The sequence below is a fragment of the Rhodococcus sp. H29-C3 genome (assembly GCF_030063405.1).
Classification (GTDB): domain Bacteria; phylum Actinomycetota; class Actinomycetes; order Mycobacteriales; family Mycobacteriaceae; genus Rhodococcoides.
Genome location: NZ_JASITC010000003.1, coordinates 175277 through 192208, shown reverse-complemented (window position 1 = coordinate 192208; position 16932 = coordinate 175277). Strand labels below are relative to the sequence as shown.

Below are 16932 nucleotides of genomic sequence, written 5' to 3'. Positions count from 1 at the left end.
ACGCGGGCTTGTTGCAGCGAATCCTAGATTACTACTACGCGGAGTAGTAGCTCAAGCGTCGACAGTGTCACCCTCCCCACGTTCGATCGCGAAATCGACCATCGAACGGATGTCGTCGGCGCTCTCAGGGGTGCCCAGTGTGACACCGTTCAGGGTGACGACACGCGCCGCGAGCGTGATACTCGAGATCAACCAAACACCCTCTGCAGCAATCAGATCCGCGGGAAAAATGTTCGACTTCTCGCAGGTGTATCCCTTTGCGGTCGCGACGTCGAACAGAGCGTCGACAGTGGTTCCGGCCAAGATCCCGTGTTCGACCGGTGGTGTGATCAGTGTCTTACCGCGGGAGATGACCACTGTGGACCGCGGACCCTCGAGGACCTGCCCCTCGTTGCTGGTGTAAATCACCTCGTCGGCGCCCTGCTGGGCGGCATATCGCAACGCAGCCATGTTGGTCGCATACGACAGCGTCTTGGCACCCATCAACTGCCACGGCGCCGCCGCGGCAAAATCCACCGAGTACCCGCGACCGAGGGTGATAGCCGACACCCCTTCTGTGCGGGCCTTCGCGACCCGTTCGTTCAGTGGACCCACGGTCGCGTAACCTGTCGGGCCACCGCCACTCTCCCGGCCACGGCTCAACACCACCCTCAGTGCACCCTCGTTCCGCGTCTTGCGCTCCCACTCGTCCACCGCAAGGCCGATAACCAGCCTCCAGTCGTCCAGGTCGGGCTCAGGCAGATCGAGTGCCCTCGCCGAGGCAGCCAGACGCGTGAGGTGCCTCTCCACCCCACACGCCGCTCCATCCCGAATCAGAAGCGTCTCGAAAATTCCGTCACCCCGAACTGCGGCAAGGTCGTCGGCACACAGAAGCGGTTGATCTGCGTCGTGAACTTGCCCATCGAGGGTCACTACTACACGGTCTGACATGGCGCCTAGCCTAGTGGGGTCGCTCCGCAGGCTGCACTCCTGCCAGATGGGTCGCTCCGCAGGCTGCACTCCTGCCAGATGGGTCGCTCCGCAGGCTGCACTCCTGCCAGATCGGGTCGCTCCGCAGGCTGCACTCCTGCCAGATCGGGTCGCTCCGCAGGCTGCACTCCTGCCAGATCGGGTCGCTCCGCAGGCTGCACTCCTGCCAGATGCTCCTACTATGGGAGACGTGCCCGATACCGCCCCGATCGACCCGAGCCCACTTCTCACTCTCCCCGGCGCTGTGCCTTCGCCCGAAGACTCTGCAGACCGCGCCGTGGCCTGGCACTACGGCAATCCCTTCGGTGAGCAACGAGACGCGACATCTGCTGCAGCAGTCATCGACCGCTCCAACCGCTTCGTCATAGCGATCAGCGGGGAAGAGCGCCTGACCTGGCTCGATACGATCTCCAGTCAACAGGTGCTGGGCCTGGCCGACGGCACGTCGGCAGAGAACCTGAGTCTGGACATCAACGGACGCGTCGAACATCACTTCGTACAGACCGATCTCGACGGCATCACGTGGATCGACACCGAGGCCGCGAACGGGCCCGATCTCCTCGCGTTCCTGAAGAAGATGGTGTTTTGGTCCAAAGCCGAGCCTCGGGAAGGAGACGAGCTCGTAGTCTCGAGCGTGCTGGGCTCGGACGCGCATCGAGTCCTCGAGGCTGCCGGCTTGCCGACCCCCGAGGACGTCTATGCCGCACTCCCCCTCGAAGGTGGCGGGTTCATCCGACGGATGCCGTGGCCCGGCCAGAACGCGTACGACCTACTCGTCCCGCGCACGTCGCTGACCGCGTGGTTCAAGAAGTTGCGCGAGCAGGGCGCGACCCCTGCCGGTACGTGGGCATACGAGGCGCTACGGGTGGAGTCGATTCGCCCGCGGGTCGGTATCGACACCGACGAGAAGACGATCCCCCACGAGGTCCGTTGGATCGGCGGGGTGGCCGAACTCGGCGCCGTGCATCTGAGCAAGGGTTGCTACCGCGGGCAGGAGACCGTCGCGCGCGTGCACAACCTGGGTCGGCCACCACGCCATCTGGTTCTTCTTCATCTCGACGGTTCTGCCGACGGCAGGCCGGAAACCGGGGATCCGGTGACGGCCGGAGGGCGTACCGTCGGCCGGCTCGGCACCGTCGTCGATCACTTCGAACTCGGCCCCATCGCGTTGGCTCTGATCAAGCGAACCATTCCTGCCGGCACCGAGTTGGTCGTCGGTCCGTGTGCGGCGTCGATCGACCCCGATTCGATTCCGAACTACGACGACGTTCAGGCGGGCCGCGCAGCAATCGATCGGCTCCGCGGGAGATAACCGGAAGACAGGTCACTTTTGCGGCGCGATGCGTCTTCGTGATCCTTACCGATGCTACGGGCATTGCCGCAGGCCAGCGGCCCTGACCGGCACTTCTGGACACGTGATACATACAAGAAGGAATAATGCCACCCAGAGGCGTATGAGCATCTGAGCCGTTCTCGCGCTAGAGTGTGGTCCAGGAAGAAATACCAAAACCAACGGGGCGCCCAAATTTCCCCAGGCCGCCCCGCAAGTCCGCGAGGGGGCAACGCCATGGGCCGAGGCAGGGCTAAGGCAAAGCAGACAAAGGTCGCTCGTGAGCTCAAGTACAGCTCTCCAACAACGGACTTGGAGAGTTTACAAAGAGAACTCTCCGGCGGTTCGTCCAAATCCCACCGTGGCGGCATTACCTCGGGCGGCATATCCTCCTCGTCGGACGCGGAAAGCTATACCCGCGTCGAAGAGGATGAATACGAGGATTGGCGACGCTGATCTGCGATCTATACAACTGAGGGGGAGCCGCATTGCGGCTCCCCCTCAGTTGTATAGATTCCCCATAGTTGTCATGGAGTAGTTGTCATGGAACGCTGTGCGCTCAGAAGCGTGGGTGATTGCCCAGCAGTACGGCGCGCTCGGTTGCAACCGTCTTCTCCGTCGACTTCTTGACCGTTCCCAGAGTCCAGCAGTCGATGTGCCGTGCAGTCAGGACAGCGAGTGCGCGGTCCACATCCTCGGGCGCGACGATGGCAACCATGCCGACACCCATATTGAATGTCTGCTCCATCTCGCTGCGTTCGACGCGTCCACGCTGAGCGATCAGTGAGAACACGGGTGCCGGACTCCATGTTCCACGGTCCAGTTCGGCGACGAGCCCTGCGGGCATGACGCGTCCCAGGTTGTTCGCCAATCCGCCTCCGGTGACGTGACAGAACGTCCGCACCTCGGTCTCGGCAGCCAACGCCAGGCAATCCTTTGCATAGATCTTGGTGGGCTCGAGCAGCTCCTCACCGAGAGTGCGGCCGAACTCTTCGACGTGGCCGCCGAGATCCATGTGGTTGATCTCGAGCAGAACCTTGCGCGCAAGGGAGTACCCGTTGGAATGCAGACCCGAAGATCCCATGCCGATCACGACGTCGCCGGGGCGCACCCGATCGGGACCGAGAACAGAATCGGCTTCGACCACGCCTACCCCGGTTGCCGACAGGTCGTAGTCGCCGTCTGCCATCAAACCTGGGTGCTCGGCCGTCTCGCCTCCCAGAAGCGCACAGCCTGCAATGACACAGCCGTCTGCAATGCCCTTGACGAGCTCGGCGACCATTTCCGGTACGACGCGGCCTACGGCGATGTAATCCTGCAGGAAAAGCGGCTCAGCACCGCAGACGACCAGGTCGTCGACGACCATGGCCACGAGGTCCAATCCGAGGGTGTCGTGCTTGCCCATCGCCTGTGCGACGGCGACCTTGGTGCCTACCCCGTCTGTCGAGGCGGCGAGAATCGGCTCCCGGTAGTCGCTCTTGAGCGCGAACAGTCCGGCGAATCCGCCCAGACCGCCCATGACCTCGGGTCGACTCGCCTTCTTTGCGAGGGGGGCGAACAATTCGACCGCTCGGTCCCCTGCGGCGATGTCGACGCCGGCCGAGGCGTAGGAAGCACCACCAGAGGAGGTTGCGCTCGGTGGTCGGGTTTCCTCGGTCATGCGGCTCCAGCCTGTGTGCTCGTACTGTTTGTATTCGCGCATCGTGCGCATAGTGCGCTCTCACGGTACCGGAGCGGACAATCGTCCGGGAACACGACAGACCTAGTCCGAAGCTTGTGACATCGACAACGCTGAACGGGACGTAACGACGATCACACGAGGCTGACGATCACACGAAGCTAGGGCCTGCTCAACGCGCTCGCGTTGGCGTTGTCGGTCTCGGTCTGTTGGCCGGCGGCCGATGCAAGCATGCCTTCGAGCACATGCTTGCCAAGAGCGTTGTCCGGTGGGAGGGCGATCGGGTATTCGCCCGTGAAACATGCAGTACAGAGCCTGGATTCAGGCTGCTCGGACGCCGCGACCATTCCCTCGATCGAGATGTATCCAAGGGAGTCGGCACCGATGGCCTGACGCACCCCTTCGAGGATTCCGTCCCCGGAATCGACACCATTGGCGATCAGCTCTGCTGGTGAGGCGAAGTCGATGCCGTAGAAGCATGGCCAGCGAACGGGCGGCGACGCGATCCGTACGTGGATCTCGAGTGCACCGGCCTCGCGCAACATTCGAATGAGGGCGCGTTGCGTGTTGCCTCGCACGATCGAGTCGTCGACGACGATCAGACGCTTACCGCGAATGACTTCCTTGAGCGGATTGAGCTTGAGCCGAATACCGAGCTGACGGATTGTCTGTGACGGCTGGATGAACGTTCGCCCGACGTAGGCGTTCTTCATCAGTCCTTGGCCGTACGGAATGCCCGAACCTTGTGCGAATCCGACCGCGGCCGGAGTGCCACTCTCGGGAACTGGAATGACCAGATCACCTTCGGCAGGGTGTTCCTTAGCGAGCCGTCGACCGATCTCGACCCGAGTGGAGTGCACGGAGCGGCCGCCGATGACGCTGTCGGGACGGGCCAGGTACACGTATTCGAACACGCAGCCCTTGGGCTCCGGGGAGGCGAAACGAGAGGATCGAACGCCGTCGGCGTCGATGGCGAGCAGTTCACCGGGCTCGATGTCGCGAACGAAGGCAGCACCGACGATATCGAGTGCAGCCGTTTCGCTGGCTACGACCCAACCACGATCGAGCCGCCCCAACGACAGCGGTCGCACGCCGTGCGGATCACGCGCTGCATACAGCGTGTGCTCGTCCATGAAGGTGAGGCAAAATGCGCCCTCGAGCGTCGGCAACAGCTCCATCGCGGCCTGCTCGATGGTGCGATCGGCGGCCTTGTGGGCCAGCAAGGCTGTCACGACGTCGGAGTCCGACGTCCCGTTGCCCTGAAGTCGGTCGCTGATGAGACCTGCGTCGCGTGCTCGGGTGGCAAGTTCGGCGAAGTTGACCAGGTTTCCGTTGTGGCCGAGCGCGATGCCCGTCCCGGCAGTGGTCGTGCGGAAAATGGGCTGTGCATTCTCCCAGATGACCGAGCCACTCGTGGAGTAGCGGCAGTGTCCGATGGCGACATGCCCCGGCATGGCGCCGAGGGTCTGCTCGTCGAACACCTGACTGACGAGTCCGAGGTCTTTGAAGACCAGCACCTGTGCGCCGTCGGAGACGGCGATTCCCGCGGCCTCCTGGCCCCTGTGTTGCAACGCATACAGTCCGTAGTAAGTAAGCTTTGCCACATCCTCGCCTGGAGCCCATACACCGAAGACTCCGCATTCTTCTCGCGGCTCACTTTCGGGTACGTCCAGCGGTTTGCCTACCAAAAGATTCGGACTGTCGACCGACAACTCGGCGTTGGTCACTGGCACTGCTCCCTAAGGGGGACGAGGGCGGGGGGCTGGGACCAGTCTACGGGCCCACGGCAAGAGAAAACGCATCGTGTGTGCACGGCATTCCCTCGGGGCTCATTCCCGCAGGATCGGCAGCCCCATGATCGGCAACCAATGTGCGACGTCACCGGCGCGACTCCCCGAGGCTGTGATGGACCCATCTTTCAACGCATCGTCGAAGGTGCGAACCCCTGTCGCTATCTGTAACCAGGTGTGCGGATCCGTCTCGACGACGTTCGGCGGCGTGCCGCGGGTGTGCCGCGGGCCGGTGATGCACTGCACTGCAACGAAGGGCGGAACCCGCACCTCTACGCTCGAACCCGGTGCGACCTGCGCGAGCGTGCGTACGGTGGTCCGAACTGCATCTGCGAGCGCAGAGCGCGAGGGCTTCTCGACGTCCTGGCCTCTGGTCCAGTCGGCGACGGCCAGCACCGCTTCGCATACCTGTGCGGGGGTTACGAGTTTGCTCGGCGCCATCGCCCTAGCCTAGTTCCAGCGGCCTATTTCCAGCAGCCTAGTTCCAGCCAGAACCGCCCCACTCACGTTGACCGACAGATGCATCAGCGCAGGGGCGAGGACGCTTCCACTGCGTCTGCGTAACCACGAGAACATGACCCCCGCGGCCGCGGTCCCGATCACGGTGCCGACCACAGAATCGCCTGCTGTCCGTGCCGGGTGAATGTGCCACAGCCCGAAGAATATTGGCGACAGTGCGGGTGATGCTGCGTCGAACACGCTTCGGAAGACGAGTTCCTCGCACGCCACGGTTCCGAACGGAATGCGAAACAGGATCCATTCGGCAAGGTCGTCGTCGGATGGACGCACGCGCTCCAGCCACGACGGTCGGGCCGCGATGACGACTGCGCTTACCACCGGAACAGCGCCTGCCGCGGCTCCCCAAGCGAGCCCCGAACGCCAGGACGAACGCCGCAGGCCTGCGGGGCGGATGCCGAGCGTGCGGGCGAGAACGGCCGTGCCGATTCCGAACGAGAGATTCGCGACGGCATTGTGCCGGTCGGACAACGCCAACCGCGGCAACACCCAAGTACTCCAGCCCGTGGTCACCGCGCCGAGCACTATCCCGCGGATCACTTTTCCGGGCCGTCCTTGCCCTTGTAGGCGTCCATGACGGCGCGCACACGTTCGGTGTCGGCAGCGGTCCACCCATCGGGGGCGGCGATCGATACCCACCCGTCGAGGACCAGCGTTCCGTAATTGTGTCCGTGCCCGTCCGGGACGCCTGCAGCGTTGGTCAGATCCGCAGCTACCTGCCAGAACGTGACGATCGGGAACCAGCGCATATCGGGCAGTCGATCGGGCCCGGGCGCCTCGGACAGCCAGTCCGGCCGCTCGAACAGCAGGTCCGGCGACCACCAGACGACGGGATCCGACGCGTGCTGGACGTAGAGCACCCGCGGGCCGTACCAGGGTTGATCGGCCGGCGGGATCGCCCCCGAGTTGTCCGCGAAGCGCAGCACGAGACCGTCCGAGTAGACCGGGAGTACTTCCGGACTGCCGGGGTCGCGTCGATCCACGAATTGGCTCCAGAGGCGATTGGCGTTCGGCGGTCCCACCCACAGCACACCGTCGGTCGTGTCACGGATGTCGGCCACACCGTCGAACGCGCCCTCGCCGGCATTGGTGCCGAGGCTTTCGCCGTAGACGTAGAACTTGGGGCGGGTCGCCTCCGGCTCTTGCAGCCAGCGCTCGTGAACCTTGTCGATGAGTGCCTTGCCTGCCTCCGATGCGATCTCTCGTTCGGCGAGAAAGGAAATCCAACTCGGCAGATACGAGTACTGCGCGGCCACCGTGGCCACGTTGCCGTCGAACATCAACTCGGCGGCTTCGATGGCGGTCGGATTGACCCAGCCCGTCCCCGTCGTAGGTACGACGACCAGGGCGCTACGTTGGAAGGCACCGGTTCTTTCGAGTTCGTCGACGACGAGGTCGAGCCGCTCGTCCTGGTTGTCAGCGGATTCCAGTCCCGCGTATGCACGGATCGGCTCCATGGCCTCCCGCCCGAGCGCCCGCGTCATCTCGTCGGCGTTCATGCCGCTGGAGACAAAGTTTCGGCCTTCGAATCCGAGTGATTCCCACGACGCGGCGGACTGTGGACTTCCAGATCGTTCCGGCTCGGTGGGCTGGATTGCGCCGTCACGAGTTTCGTCGTTCTGGAGGCTGAAGATCGAGTTCGTCACGTCCGACACCGCACGAAGCAACACGCCTTGAACGAGCGCGACCACGAGAACGACCACCAAGACCACACCAATGACGTTGGCGACCTCACGCGGCATCTTGATCACTTTGTTGATCTGCCGGACCACGAGGCGTACGAAGTCTCGGAGCACCCGAATGGCCGAGATCAACAATGCGGCCGTGGCGATACTCAGAGCACCGGTCCGTAAGTACCCGGTCGTGGTGGTTCCTTCGGCGTCCATCAGCGCAGCCAGTTCGCGTTGCCAGCCTGCGGAGTAGGCGAGCATCACAAGCGACGCGAGGACTGCCACGATCGGGACGAAGATCTTCAGGCCCAGCTCGGCTCGTGGTGGCAGCGGCCACCACGAACGTGGCCGCAGAAACACTCGGAGTACCAACCATCCGACGGCGACACCGAACCCGTAACCGATCGCGGAATTGATTCCACCGATGAGGCCCTGGAACAACCAATCTCGGGGCAGGAGCGACGGCGTCAGCGACCAGCAGAAAAACAGCGCACTGAAGGCAAGGCCGGTGAAGTCGAGCTTCGGCAGACCCCACAGCCACATGAGGAAGGGGTGCGCGAGCGGGGAAGGCATCGAGAACTCGACGGGAATGCGGAGGTAATGAGCATGTTCGCGCTCGACTGTGCTCACGACCTCCGCCGCGTCCTCCGATACCTCGCCCCGCGACACGTCCCTATCCGAAGAGTCGGGGAAGAGTACCCTCGAACACTTCCCGCAACTCGGTCATCGGGACCGAGAACTGACCCTGAACCTCGATCTCGTCGGAGCCCTCGTCGACGACGCCGATACGCGTCCACGGCAGCTGACGAGCGGTGCACATGTTGGAAAAGCGAGTCTCCTCGGTGCGCGGGACCGCGACGAGAACACGACCCGAAGACTCCGAGAACAGCGCCACGAAAGGATCTGCACCCTCGGGGAGCAGAATGCGGCATCCGGTTTCACCGGCCAACGCTGCCTCGACGACGGCCTGAGCCAGTCCCCCCTCGGACAGGTCGTGGGCGGCGGTGACCATGCCGTCACGCGAACCGGCAAGAAGGATGTCCGCAAGCAACTGCTCCCGCGCGAGATCGACCTTCGGCGGGACGCCACCGAGATGATCGTGCTCGACCTGCGACCAGATGGAACCGTCGAGCTCGTCGTGCGTCTCACCGAGCAGGATCAACGTTTCGCCGGGCTCGAGACCCAGGCCCGTCGGGATGCGTCGGTGCACGTCGTCGATCACACCGAGGACGCCCACCACGGGTGTCGGCAGGATCGGCTCGGAGCCTGTCTGGTTGTAGAAACTGACATTTCCGCCGGTGACGGGGATACCGAGAGTGACGCAGCCGTCGGCGAGACCGCGAACAGCTTGCTGGAACTGCCACATGACGCCCGGATCCTCGGGGGAACCGAAGTTGAGGCAGTTGGTGACGGCCTTCGGAGTCGCACCGGTGACGGCGACGTTGCGAAACGCCTCGGCAAGGGCCAGTTGAGCACCCTGATACGGATCGAGCGCGGTGTATCGGCCCGACGCATCGGTAGCGAGCGCGATACCGCGACCGGTCTTCTCGTCGATGCGAATCATTCCGGAATCGGCGTTCTCGGCCAGCACGGTGTTGCCGCGGACGTAGCGGTCGTACTGCTCGGTGATGAACTTCCGGCTGCAGAGCTGAGGGGAGGCGATCATCTTCAGCAGCGTTGCCTTCAGTTCATCCGGCGTTTCCGGACGCTTCAGCGACGCAGTCGTGTTCGTGATCAGTGCGTCCTGATGCGCGGGACGCTGCACCGGACGGTTGTAGACCGGGCCGTCGTGCGCGACGGTCTTCGGCGGAACGTCGACGACCGTCTCTCCATGCCAGGTGATCTCGAGGTGGTCGCCGTCGGTGACCTCGCCGATGACAGTGGCCAAGACATCCCACTTCTTGCAGACCGCCATGAACGCATCGACGTTGTCCGGAGTCACGACGGCGCACATGCGCTCCTGCGACTCGCTCGAGAGCACCTCGGCAGGGGTCATGCCGGTGGCGCGCATCGGCACCTTCTCGAGCTCGATGGACATTCCCCCACTGCCAGCGGACGCCAGCTCTGAAGTGGCACAAGACAATCCGGCACCACCGAGGTCCTGGATGCCGACGACGAGCTTGCCGGAATACAGCTCGAGGCACGCCTCGATGAGGACCTTCTCGGCGAACGGGTCTCCCACCTGAACCGCCGGAAGCTTCTTGCGCTTGCCGTCGGTCTCGTCGCCGTCGAAGGTCTCCGAGGCGAGAACGGAAACGCCGCCGATGCCGTCGAGACCGGTACGAGCCCCGAACAGAATGATCTTGTTGCCCAGCCCCGATGCGAACGCGAGATGCATGTCCTCTACCCGCATGACACCGGCACACAGAGCATTGAGCAGCGGGTTACCGGCGTAGGAGGCGTCGAACACCGTCTCTCCACCGATATTGGGGAGGCCGAGGGAGTTTCCGTATCCGCCGACCCCGGAAACGATGCCGCTCAGCACGCGACGAGTATCCGGTGCATCAGCGGCACCGAAGCGCAGCTGATCCATCACTGCGATGGGACGTGCACCCATAGCCATGATGTCGCGGACGATACCGCCCACGCCTGTCGCGGCGCCCTGATAGGGCTCGACGTACGACGGGTGGTTGTGGCTCTCGACCTTGAACGTGACGGCCCAGCCGTCACCGACGTCGACGACGCCTGCATTCTCGCCGATGCCCGCGAGCATCGAGGTGCGCATCTCGTCCGTGGTGGTCTCCCCGAAGTACTTCAGGTGCACCTTGGAGGACTTGTACGAGCAGTGCTCGCTCCACATGACCGAGTACATCGCCAACTCGGCATCGGTGGGGCGACGGCCGAGTATTTCCTTGATTCGGACGTACTCGTCTTCCTTGAGTCCGAGCTCTTTGTACGGCTGCTCTACATCGGGTGTGGCGGCTGCGGTTGTCACTGTATCGACGGACACGAGGAGTGGGGTCCCTTCTTGGAGCGAAATGCCAGCTGAAGTCTATCGGGCGCGGCCGACATGCCCGAATCTCGTCCCTCACCCGGTAGCGAGCCAGGACGAAATCAGCGTGCGAACATGACCCGGAGGACATACCGCTTACCGAGAACGATCCGAAGAATCGGGCGTCATGACGCCCCAGATGGTGGTCAAGGGTGTGGATATCCCCCGCAAGGCTGTCATGTGGTTCTTCGCGGAAGTGATCGAATCCATAGCCGGTCAGGGCCGGGCGCCTGTAAGCGCGCACCCTTTTTCCTGAGCGCACCCCCGCGCTAGCCGAACAAGTCAGGGGTCTACCTGGGAATAAGGGTGCGCGCTTACCGAGCCGGGGCGAGAAACGCAGCGAGCGCGGCGGCGTAGGCGGAGACGTCGGACGCGCCCATCAACTCGCGCGCCGAGTGCATCGCCAACTGCGGCGCCCCGACGTCGACGGTGGACACGCCTGTGCGCGAGGCGGTGATCGGCCCGATCGTGGACCCGCACGGCAGGTCGGCGCGATGGACGTAGCGCTGTAGCGGCACCCCAGCCTGATCGCAGGCCAACGCGAAGGCCCCGGCGCCCACGGAATCGGTTGCGTACCGAAGGTTCTGGTTGACCTTCAACACCGGTCCGCCGCCGAGTTCGATGCGGTGCGCGGGCTCGTGTCGATCCGGGTAGTTCGGGTGCGTAGCGTGCGCCATATCGCCTGAGGCACAGATGGAAGCGGCCATCGTTCGCAGGAACTCCTCGCGTCCCCCGCCGCGCCCGAGCACGATTCGCTCCAACACTGTGTTGAGCAGATCGGAGAAGGCGCCGCGATCGGACATGCTGCCGACCTCCTCGTGATCGAAGAGGGCCAGCACCGGAGTCGCGGTGGTCGGGTTCTCCACTGCCGCAATCAAAGCCTGCGTTCCGGCGTAGCACGTCGCCTGGTTGTCCAGACGCGGAGCGCTGACCAACTCGTTCTCGACACCGACGACTGCGCTCGGCGCCAGGTCGTGCGTCATGAGTTCCCAGCCGAGCACCGCAGACGGATCCACTCCTTCGCGCTCGGCGACGTATCCCAGGAACGATCGGGGTGAATTGCCCAGTCCCCAAACAGCGTTGACGTGACGCTGCGGATCGAGGGTGACGCCCTTGCGATCCTCGGACAGGTGGATCGCCAACTGCGGTACGCGGAGGATGGGTTCGTCGATCTTGACGAGCACTTCCCTCAGTCCGTTGCCGTCTCGAACACTCAGCCGTCCGGAGATTCCGAGGTCGCGGTCGAGCCACGAGTTGAGCCAGGCACCGCCGTACGGCTCGAGACCGACAATTTGCCACCCCGCCGACTCGAGGTCGGGGTTTTGCTTGACGCGCAGGTTCGGGCTGTCGGTGTGTCCGCCGACGATACGGAATCCGCCGGGAGTGGAGCCTGCGGAATGACCCGAATCGCCGGGAGTGGAGCCCGCGGAGAGACCGGGCTCATGAGAGTCGCTCTCAGTGGACCATGCCACCAGCGAGCCGCCACGAATCAGGTAGTACCGCCCTACCTCCGTCGGCCAGGCTGCGGTCTCCTCGACGCGGACGAACCCGACTTCTTCGAGTTGCACCGACACCGTGCGGCACACGTGGAAGGGCGACGGCGAGACGTCGACGAAGTTGCACAGACCGGCGGCAGTCGCATTGGAATCACTGAACGGCATGGGGACCATTGTGTCAGCTGCGGCGTCGAACAGATCAAGTCACATACGACCGGATCGCGTGGCGTCCCCAACCTGGCTTCACCATTCCCAACACCCACGGAATGGCTTCTGCACCGTCGAAAATGCCGCGCACTCGGCGCGCGCCGGCTCCCGGACCGTGACGGCTAGTGCGCTCCTGAAATGCAGAAAACGTTGCCGTCGGGATCGGCGAAGGTCACCCACGTGAAGTCGCCCATCGTGTGCTCGGCCACCTCGGATGCACCCGAAGCCACCAGCCGAGACCGCTCAGCCGCGAGGTCGGACGTCGTCAGATCCAGGTGGATCCGATTTTTGCCGGGCGTCGGCTCATCGACCTTCTGGAATGCGAGGCGGTACGGCACCGACGGCAGAACGACGGTGTAGAACCAGCCGTCGTTCTCCTCGTCGATGCGGCCGTCGGTCTGCTCGGCCCACCACCGCGCGAGCGGGCCGGGGTTCGAAGAATCGAACGTGATCATCGCCGGAGTCAGAGTCATGCCCGGAGATTAACCGAGGCCACCGACAACTACGCGGAGACGATCGCGTCGAGCGCCGAGTAGAAGATGCCGAGACCGTCGTCGCTCGGGCCGGTGAGGGGCTCGGTCGCGTGCTCGGGATGCGGCATGAGTCCGACGATCCGACCGTTGGCCGAGGAGATACCGGCGATTGCGCGTTGCGAACCGTTAGGGTTGGAACCGCTGTAGCGGAACACGACTCGGCCTTCGCCCTCCAGCTCGTCGAGAACCTCTTCGGAGGCCTGGAATCGACCTTCGGCGTTCTTGACGGGGATGAGGATCTCGGCGCCGCTCTCGTAGCGCGAGGACCACGCGGTGTTGCTGTTCTCCACCTTCAGCCACTGGTCGCGGCACACGAAGTGCAGATCCTCGTTACGCGTCAGAGCACCTGGCAGCAGACCTGCTTCGCAGAGAATCTGAAAGCCGTTGCAGATACCGAGGACGGGCATGCCGCCTTCTGCTGCCTTGACGACGGATTCCATGACGGGTGCGAACCGGGCGATGGCGCCGGCGCGCAGATAGTCACCGTAGGAGAAGCCGCCCGGAACGACTACCGCGTCGACGTTCTTCAGGTCGGCGTCCGCGTGCCACAAGCTGACGGCCTCGCCGCCTGCCAACGTGACCGCACGGGAGGCGTCGACGTCGTCGAGAGTTCCGGGAAAGGTGATGACACCGATACGAGTGCTCATGCGAGACGGGTCACTTTCCAGTCCTCGATGACCGTGTTCGCGAGCAGCGATTCAGCAATTTTTTCCAGCTCGGCGTCGTCGACACTGTCATCGACCTCGAGCTCGAAACGCTTGCCCTGACGCACATCGGACACACCTGCGATCCCGAGACGCCCCAGCGCGCCTGTGATGGCCTGACCCTGGGGGTCGAGAATTTCGGTCTTGGGCATGACGTCGACAACAACACGGGCCACGTGAGAGCTCCTCGAGATATAGGTACCGGCAGGTGAGAGTCTACGCAGGCACTGCCGTGCGGATGACACTGCGTTTACTGTGGGGTGATGCGGCTGACTCACTTCGGACATTCCTGCCTCCTCGTCGAACTCAACGGGACGACCGTCCTCTTCGATCCCGGCAACTTCTCCCACGGATTCGACGGCATCACCGATCTCGACGCCATCCTGATCACTCACCAGCACCCCGATCACGTGGATCTCGAGCGCCTGCCGGCATTGGTGCAAGGCAATCCGAGGGCGGCGCTCTACGCCGACCCGATGACGGCGTCGCAGCTCGGCGAACGCTGGACGGCGACGCACCCTGGGGATGTGTTCGGGGTCGGCGGCATTCAGGTGACCGGAGTCGGCGGCACTCATGCGGTGATTCACCCGGATCTACCGGTGATCGACAACACCGGCTATCTCCTCGGAACTCCCGAGAATCCGTCCCAGTTGTTGCATCCTGGCGATTCACTGTTCGTCCCCGAGCAGAAGGTGGACATTCTCGCGCTCCCCGCCGCGGCGCCGTGGATGAAGCTCTCCGAAACCGTCGACTTCCTACGCGCAGTCGCGCCCCGCACGGCCTTCCCGATCCACCAGGCCATCATCGCCGAGCAGGCTCGCGGGATCTACTACGGGCGCTACAAGGAGTTGGCCGACGAGAACACCGAATTCCGGACCTTCCCGGAAGAAGGTTCGATCGAGCTCTAGGACCCCGTCACCTCGACGGGAAGCGCGTCCAGCATCGTCACCGACGACCCATCCCATTGGTAGCGGATCAATGCGGGACCGCCGCTCGGGTTGGCGTTGGCATCGTCACCGACGAGCCAGCGGTACCCGACGGTGATGGTGTCGACGGACTGCGAGTCGACGAACGTGAATGCGTACGGCTCGGACGTTCCGGTGCCGAGGTAGTCGCCGTCGGCGAAGAACAACACCTGCACCGGCGAGCTGGCGGTACCGCCGGACGTATCGGCGCGAACCCAGGTGAACGACCCACACGGGTCACCGATCTCCGTTGCCACCCACGGAACGCCGTCGAAGTACTGCGGCAGTGAGGCGAGAGCATCGGTCACTGTCGTCGAGGCAAGATCCAAGCAGACGGGATATTGCGAACCGGGCGTACGCGTGGCAGGCGCAGCCTCGACGCTCGGCGCCCCTTCCGCTCTCTCGCCGGGCGGGCGATCCTCGATGATCGGCGGGAGTGCCCCAGGCGAGGGCACGACGGTCTGCGGCACATTCTGTTGTCCAGGCGCCGCCGAGGATTCCGGGGCTGGAGTCGCCTTCCCGTCCTCGGAATTCCCGCACGCCACCAAGGCCATGACGCTGATCGCTACGAGAAGAAGTCGTTTCATGTCGCCACCTGCGATATCGGTTGCTCAGTCGAGGATTACATCCCGCGAACCGAATGGTCCGTTACAGCAAGGGATACACCACTGACTGCTATGCGGCTCGTCGAACCGTCCGCACGTGCTCGTAGACGCCAGGCACCGCCCCGCTGTAGAGCGCGAGGTCGATCGCGTCGAGCATCGCCCGGCGCGGCCCGCTACACCCGAGTTGTTGTGCGCTGACGGCCAATCGCACCAGGCCGTCACGTCGAGCTACGCGGCCCGCACCGATCACGAGTGCCCTGCACCACCACGGTTCGGCCTTCATGCCCTCCCCGATGCCGAGAACTCGCCCCCGCTCGGCGGTACCCGTTTCCAGGTCTCGAATTGCATTGATACCGGCGATCATTCGAAACCCGGCATCCGGCAAGGCCGATACCGCGCCGGGCGAAGCAAGCCACCGGGGCGGCGCGAAAACCCTTGTCCGCAAGCCGGTCTCTTCCATGACACGATCGGCAGCCATGAGCCGCAACCGGGCCTCGTGGCGCGGCAGGGCAGCGAACTCGGCGCGACGACGCTTGGTTGCCGCCTGATCGTAACCGTGCAGGACGATGGCATCCCCACCGTCGCGACGGCCCCGAAGCCACTGCTGGGTAGCCGAATCCTTCACGAGCCGGTATTTATCCTTCAGCCGGGGTGCGACGAGCAATGAGAGTGGCACCGATCGCGAGTCGAGTTCACGGGCGAATTCCGCAGCGTAGTCGCGGGTGTCGTCTCTGATTCCACTTACCGAAACGATCAGTGCTCCAGACATGACTCGAGCCTCGCGCACCAGGGTGAACGAGGCTCGACATCAGCATTGACCGTGTCTAAACGGCGATGGTCTCTTTCGGCAGGATCTTGTCGATCGCTGCGAGAACTTCGGGTGCATCGGGTTCGGTGCGGGGACGGAACCGGTTGGTGACAACGCCGTCGGGCGAAATCAGGAACTTCTCGAAGTTCCACTGGATGTCGCCTGCCGTGCCGTCCGCGTCTTCGACCTTGGTGAGCTCGGCGTAGAGCGGGTGCCGGTTCTCGCCGTTGACATCGACCTTCTCGAACATCGGGAAGGTGACGCCATAGGTGGTCGAGCAGAACGATTCGATCTCTTCGGCTGTGCCGGGTTCCTGTCCACCGAACTGGTTGCAGGGGATGCCGATGACCGACAAGCCCTGTGCCGCGTACTCGGCGGCCATCTTTTCGAGGGTGGAGTATTGAGGGGTCAGGCCGCACTTGGATGCGACGTTCACCACCAACACTGCTCGGCCTGCGTACTCATCGAGCGTGGTGGGCGCGCCGCCCAGCGTGTTGATGCCGATGTTGTGAACTTCAGTCATGCCGACGAACTTACCTGTGCATATCGCGGGAAGCGGAACCGACCATGTGAAAAGAGAACGACCCTCGGTAAGGGTCGTTCTCTTCATTTCCAAACCGGGCGACTTCATTTCCGAACCGGGCGACGGGGGGTGCGCGGCGCCCGGCA

The 16932-nt window shown here is 63.9% G+C and carries 18 protein-coding genes; 4 read left to right on the top strand and 14 right to left on the bottom strand.

Annotated elements, in window-relative coordinates; translation table 11 throughout:
• Positions 1 to 51: 51 nt before the first annotated feature.
• Complete coding sequence (locus QMK32_RS08125; protein WP_283474221.1) at positions 52 to 930, bottom strand: aminodeoxychorismate lyase; 879 nt, start codon at positions 928 to 930, stop codon at positions 52 to 54.
• 220 nt (positions 931 to 1150) lie between these two features.
• On the opposite strand from QMK32_RS08125, the gene ygfZ reads away from it, so the two are divergent.
• Together ygfZ and QMK32_RS08115 are read left to right on the top strand one after the other, a co-directional pair.
• On the top strand, positions 1151 to 2281 hold the full coding sequence (gene ygfZ, locus QMK32_RS08120) for a CAF17-like 4Fe-4S cluster assembly/insertion protein YgfZ (protein ID WP_283474220.1): 1131 nt from the start codon (positions 1151 to 1153) through the stop codon (positions 2279 to 2281).
• A 255-nt stretch (positions 2282 to 2536) separates the two neighbouring features.
• On the top strand, positions 2537 to 2755 hold the full coding sequence (locus QMK32_RS08115) for a DUF3073 domain-containing protein (protein ID WP_269301230.1): 219 nt from the start codon (positions 2537 to 2539) through the stop codon (positions 2753 to 2755).
• Positions 2756 to 2858: 103 nt separating this feature from the next.
• Here the strand turns inward: QMK32_RS08115 and purM are convergent, their stop codons facing one another.
• The 6 genes from purM to purL all read right to left on the bottom strand — a co-directional run bounded on the left by purM (position 2859) and on the right by purL (position 10903).
• On the bottom strand, positions 2859 to 3959 hold the full coding sequence (gene purM, locus QMK32_RS08110) for a phosphoribosylformylglycinamidine cyclo-ligase (RefSeq protein WP_283474715.1): 1101 nt from the start codon (positions 3957 to 3959) through the stop codon (positions 2859 to 2861).
• Positions 3960 to 4138: 179 nt separating this feature from the next.
• Positions 4139 to 5704 carry an amidophosphoribosyltransferase gene (purF, locus tag QMK32_RS08105; RefSeq protein ID WP_283474219.1) on the bottom strand — a complete coding sequence of 522 codons (1566 nt, stop codon included), beginning with the start codon at positions 5702 to 5704 and terminating at the stop codon, positions 4139 to 4141.
• 102 nt (positions 5705 to 5806) lie between these two features.
• A complete protein-coding gene (locus QMK32_RS08100) occupies positions 5807 to 6208 on the bottom strand; it encodes a sterol carrier family protein (protein ID WP_283474218.1) in 402 nt (133 codons plus the stop codon).
• A 9-nt stretch (positions 6209 to 6217) separates the two neighbouring features.
• A complete protein-coding gene (locus tag QMK32_RS08095) occupies positions 6218 to 6823 on the bottom strand; it encodes a CPBP family intramembrane glutamic endopeptidase (RefSeq protein WP_283474217.1) in 606 nt (201 codons plus the stop codon).
• Positions 6820 to 8526: an alpha/beta hydrolase gene (locus QMK32_RS08090; protein ID WP_283474713.1), complete on the bottom strand. Its 1707-nt coding sequence runs from the start codon at positions 8524 to 8526 to the stop codon at positions 6820 to 6822. The genes QMK32_RS08095 and QMK32_RS08090 overlap by 4 nt, the downstream gene beginning before the upstream one ends.
• A gap of 100 nt (positions 8527 to 8626) precedes the next feature.
• Positions 8627 to 10903, bottom strand: a complete 2277-nt coding sequence (gene purL, locus QMK32_RS08085; RefSeq protein ID WP_283474216.1) for a phosphoribosylformylglycinamidine synthase subunit PurL — start codon at positions 10901 to 10903, stop codon at positions 8627 to 8629.
• A 169-nt stretch (positions 10904 to 11072) separates the two neighbouring features.
• On the opposite strand from purL, the gene QMK32_RS08080 reads away from it, so the two are divergent.
• Positions 11073 to 11201, top strand: coding sequence for a hypothetical protein (locus QMK32_RS08080; RefSeq protein ID WP_283474215.1), 129 nt, complete (start codon positions 11073 to 11075; stop codon positions 11199 to 11201).
• 58 nt (positions 11202 to 11259) lie between these two features.
• Here the strand turns inward: QMK32_RS08080 and QMK32_RS08075 are convergent, their stop codons facing one another.
• The 4 genes from QMK32_RS08075 to purS form a co-directional block, all read right to left on the bottom strand.
• Positions 11260 to 12606: a M18 family aminopeptidase gene (locus QMK32_RS08075; protein ID WP_283474214.1), complete on the bottom strand. Its 1347-nt coding sequence runs from the start codon at positions 12604 to 12606 to the stop codon at positions 11260 to 11262.
• Between the two features lie 164 nt (positions 12607 to 12770).
• Positions 12771 to 13121 (bottom strand): VOC family protein, encoded by a 351-nt coding sequence (locus QMK32_RS08070; RefSeq protein WP_269301237.1) that lies wholly within the window; start codon positions 13119 to 13121, stop codon positions 12771 to 12773.
• A gap of 29 nt (positions 13122 to 13150) precedes the next feature.
• A complete protein-coding gene (purQ, locus tag QMK32_RS08065; RefSeq protein WP_084347069.1) occupies positions 13151 to 13828 on the bottom strand; it encodes a phosphoribosylformylglycinamidine synthase subunit PurQ in 678 nt (225 codons plus the stop codon).
• Positions 13825 to 14061: a phosphoribosylformylglycinamidine synthase subunit PurS gene (gene purS / locus QMK32_RS08060; RefSeq protein ID WP_084347068.1), complete on the bottom strand. Its 237-nt coding sequence runs from the start codon at positions 14059 to 14061 to the stop codon at positions 13825 to 13827. The genes purQ and purS overlap by 4 nt, the downstream gene beginning before the upstream one ends.
• 87 nt (positions 14062 to 14148) lie before the next feature.
• Here purS and QMK32_RS08055 point away from each other — a divergent pair, with 87 nt between their 5' ends.
• Entirely contained in the window at positions 14149 to 14793 is a 645-nt protein-coding gene (locus QMK32_RS08055; RefSeq protein WP_088945270.1) for an MBL fold metallo-hydrolase, read from the top strand.
• Here the strand turns inward: QMK32_RS08055 and QMK32_RS08050 are convergent.
• From QMK32_RS08050 to QMK32_RS08040, 3 genes are all read right to left on the bottom strand, one after another.
• Positions 14790 to 15437, bottom strand: a complete 648-nt coding sequence (locus QMK32_RS08050) for an LppP/LprE family lipoprotein (RefSeq protein ID WP_283474210.1) — start codon at positions 15435 to 15437, stop codon at positions 14790 to 14792. The genes QMK32_RS08055 and QMK32_RS08050 overlap by 4 nt on opposite strands.
• Before the next feature lie 88 nt (positions 15438 to 15525).
• Positions 15526 to 16224, bottom strand: a complete 699-nt coding sequence (locus QMK32_RS08045) for a DUF2334 domain-containing protein (protein WP_283474209.1) — start codon at positions 16222 to 16224, stop codon at positions 15526 to 15528.
• A gap of 55 nt (positions 16225 to 16279) precedes the next feature.
• Positions 16280 to 16786 (bottom strand): glutathione peroxidase, encoded by a 507-nt coding sequence (locus QMK32_RS08040; RefSeq protein WP_283474207.1) that lies wholly within the window; start codon positions 16784 to 16786, stop codon positions 16280 to 16282.
• Positions 16787 to 16932 lie beyond the last annotated feature (146 nt).

Coding starts and splice junctions, on each gene's coding strand:
- purM (WP_283474715.1), bottom strand. CDS start 3,959: ATGACCGAGGAAACCCGACCACCGAGCGCAACCTCCTCTGGTGGTGCT.
- QMK32_RS08080 (WP_283474215.1), top strand. CDS start 11,073: ATGACGCCCCAGATGGTGGTCAAGGGTGTGGATATCCCCCGCAAGGCT.
- QMK32_RS08100 (WP_283474218.1), bottom strand. CDS start 6,208: ATGGCGCCGAGCAAACTCGTAACCCCCGCACAGGTATGCGAAGCGGTG.
- QMK32_RS08040 (WP_283474207.1), bottom strand. CDS start 16,786: ATGACTGAAGTTCACAACATCGGCATCAACACGCTGGGCGGCGCGCCC.
- QMK32_RS08050 (WP_283474210.1), bottom strand. CDS start 15,437: ATGAAACGACTTCTTCTCGTAGCGATCAGCGTCATGGCCTTGGTGGCG.
- QMK32_RS08125 (WP_283474221.1), bottom strand. CDS start 930: ATGTCAGACCGTGTAGTAGTGACCCTCGATGGGCAAGTTCACGACGCA.
- QMK32_RS08090 (WP_283474713.1), bottom strand. CDS start 8,526: ATGCCTTCCCCGCTCGCGCACCCCTTCCTCATGTGGCTGTGGGGTCTG.
- QMK32_RS08075 (WP_283474214.1), bottom strand. CDS start 12,606: ATGCCGTTCAGTGATTCCAATGCGACTGCCGCCGGTCTGTGCAACTTC.
- purQ (WP_084347069.1), bottom strand. CDS start 13,828: ATGAGCACTCGTATCGGTGTCATCACCTTTCCCGGAACTCTCGACGAC.
- ygfZ (WP_283474220.1), top strand. CDS start 1,151: ATGGGAGACGTGCCCGATACCGCCCCGATCGACCCGAGCCCACTTCTC.
- QMK32_RS08115 (WP_269301230.1), top strand. CDS start 2,537: ATGGGCCGAGGCAGGGCTAAGGCAAAGCAGACAAAGGTCGCTCGTGAG.
- QMK32_RS08055 (WP_088945270.1), top strand. CDS start 14,149: ATGCGGCTGACTCACTTCGGACATTCCTGCCTCCTCGTCGAACTCAAC.
- QMK32_RS08070 (WP_269301237.1), bottom strand. CDS start 13,121: ATGACTCTGACTCCGGCGATGATCACGTTCGATTCTTCGAACCCCGGC.
- QMK32_RS08045 (WP_283474209.1), bottom strand. CDS start 16,224: ATGTCTGGAGCACTGATCGTTTCGGTAAGTGGAATCAGAGACGACACC.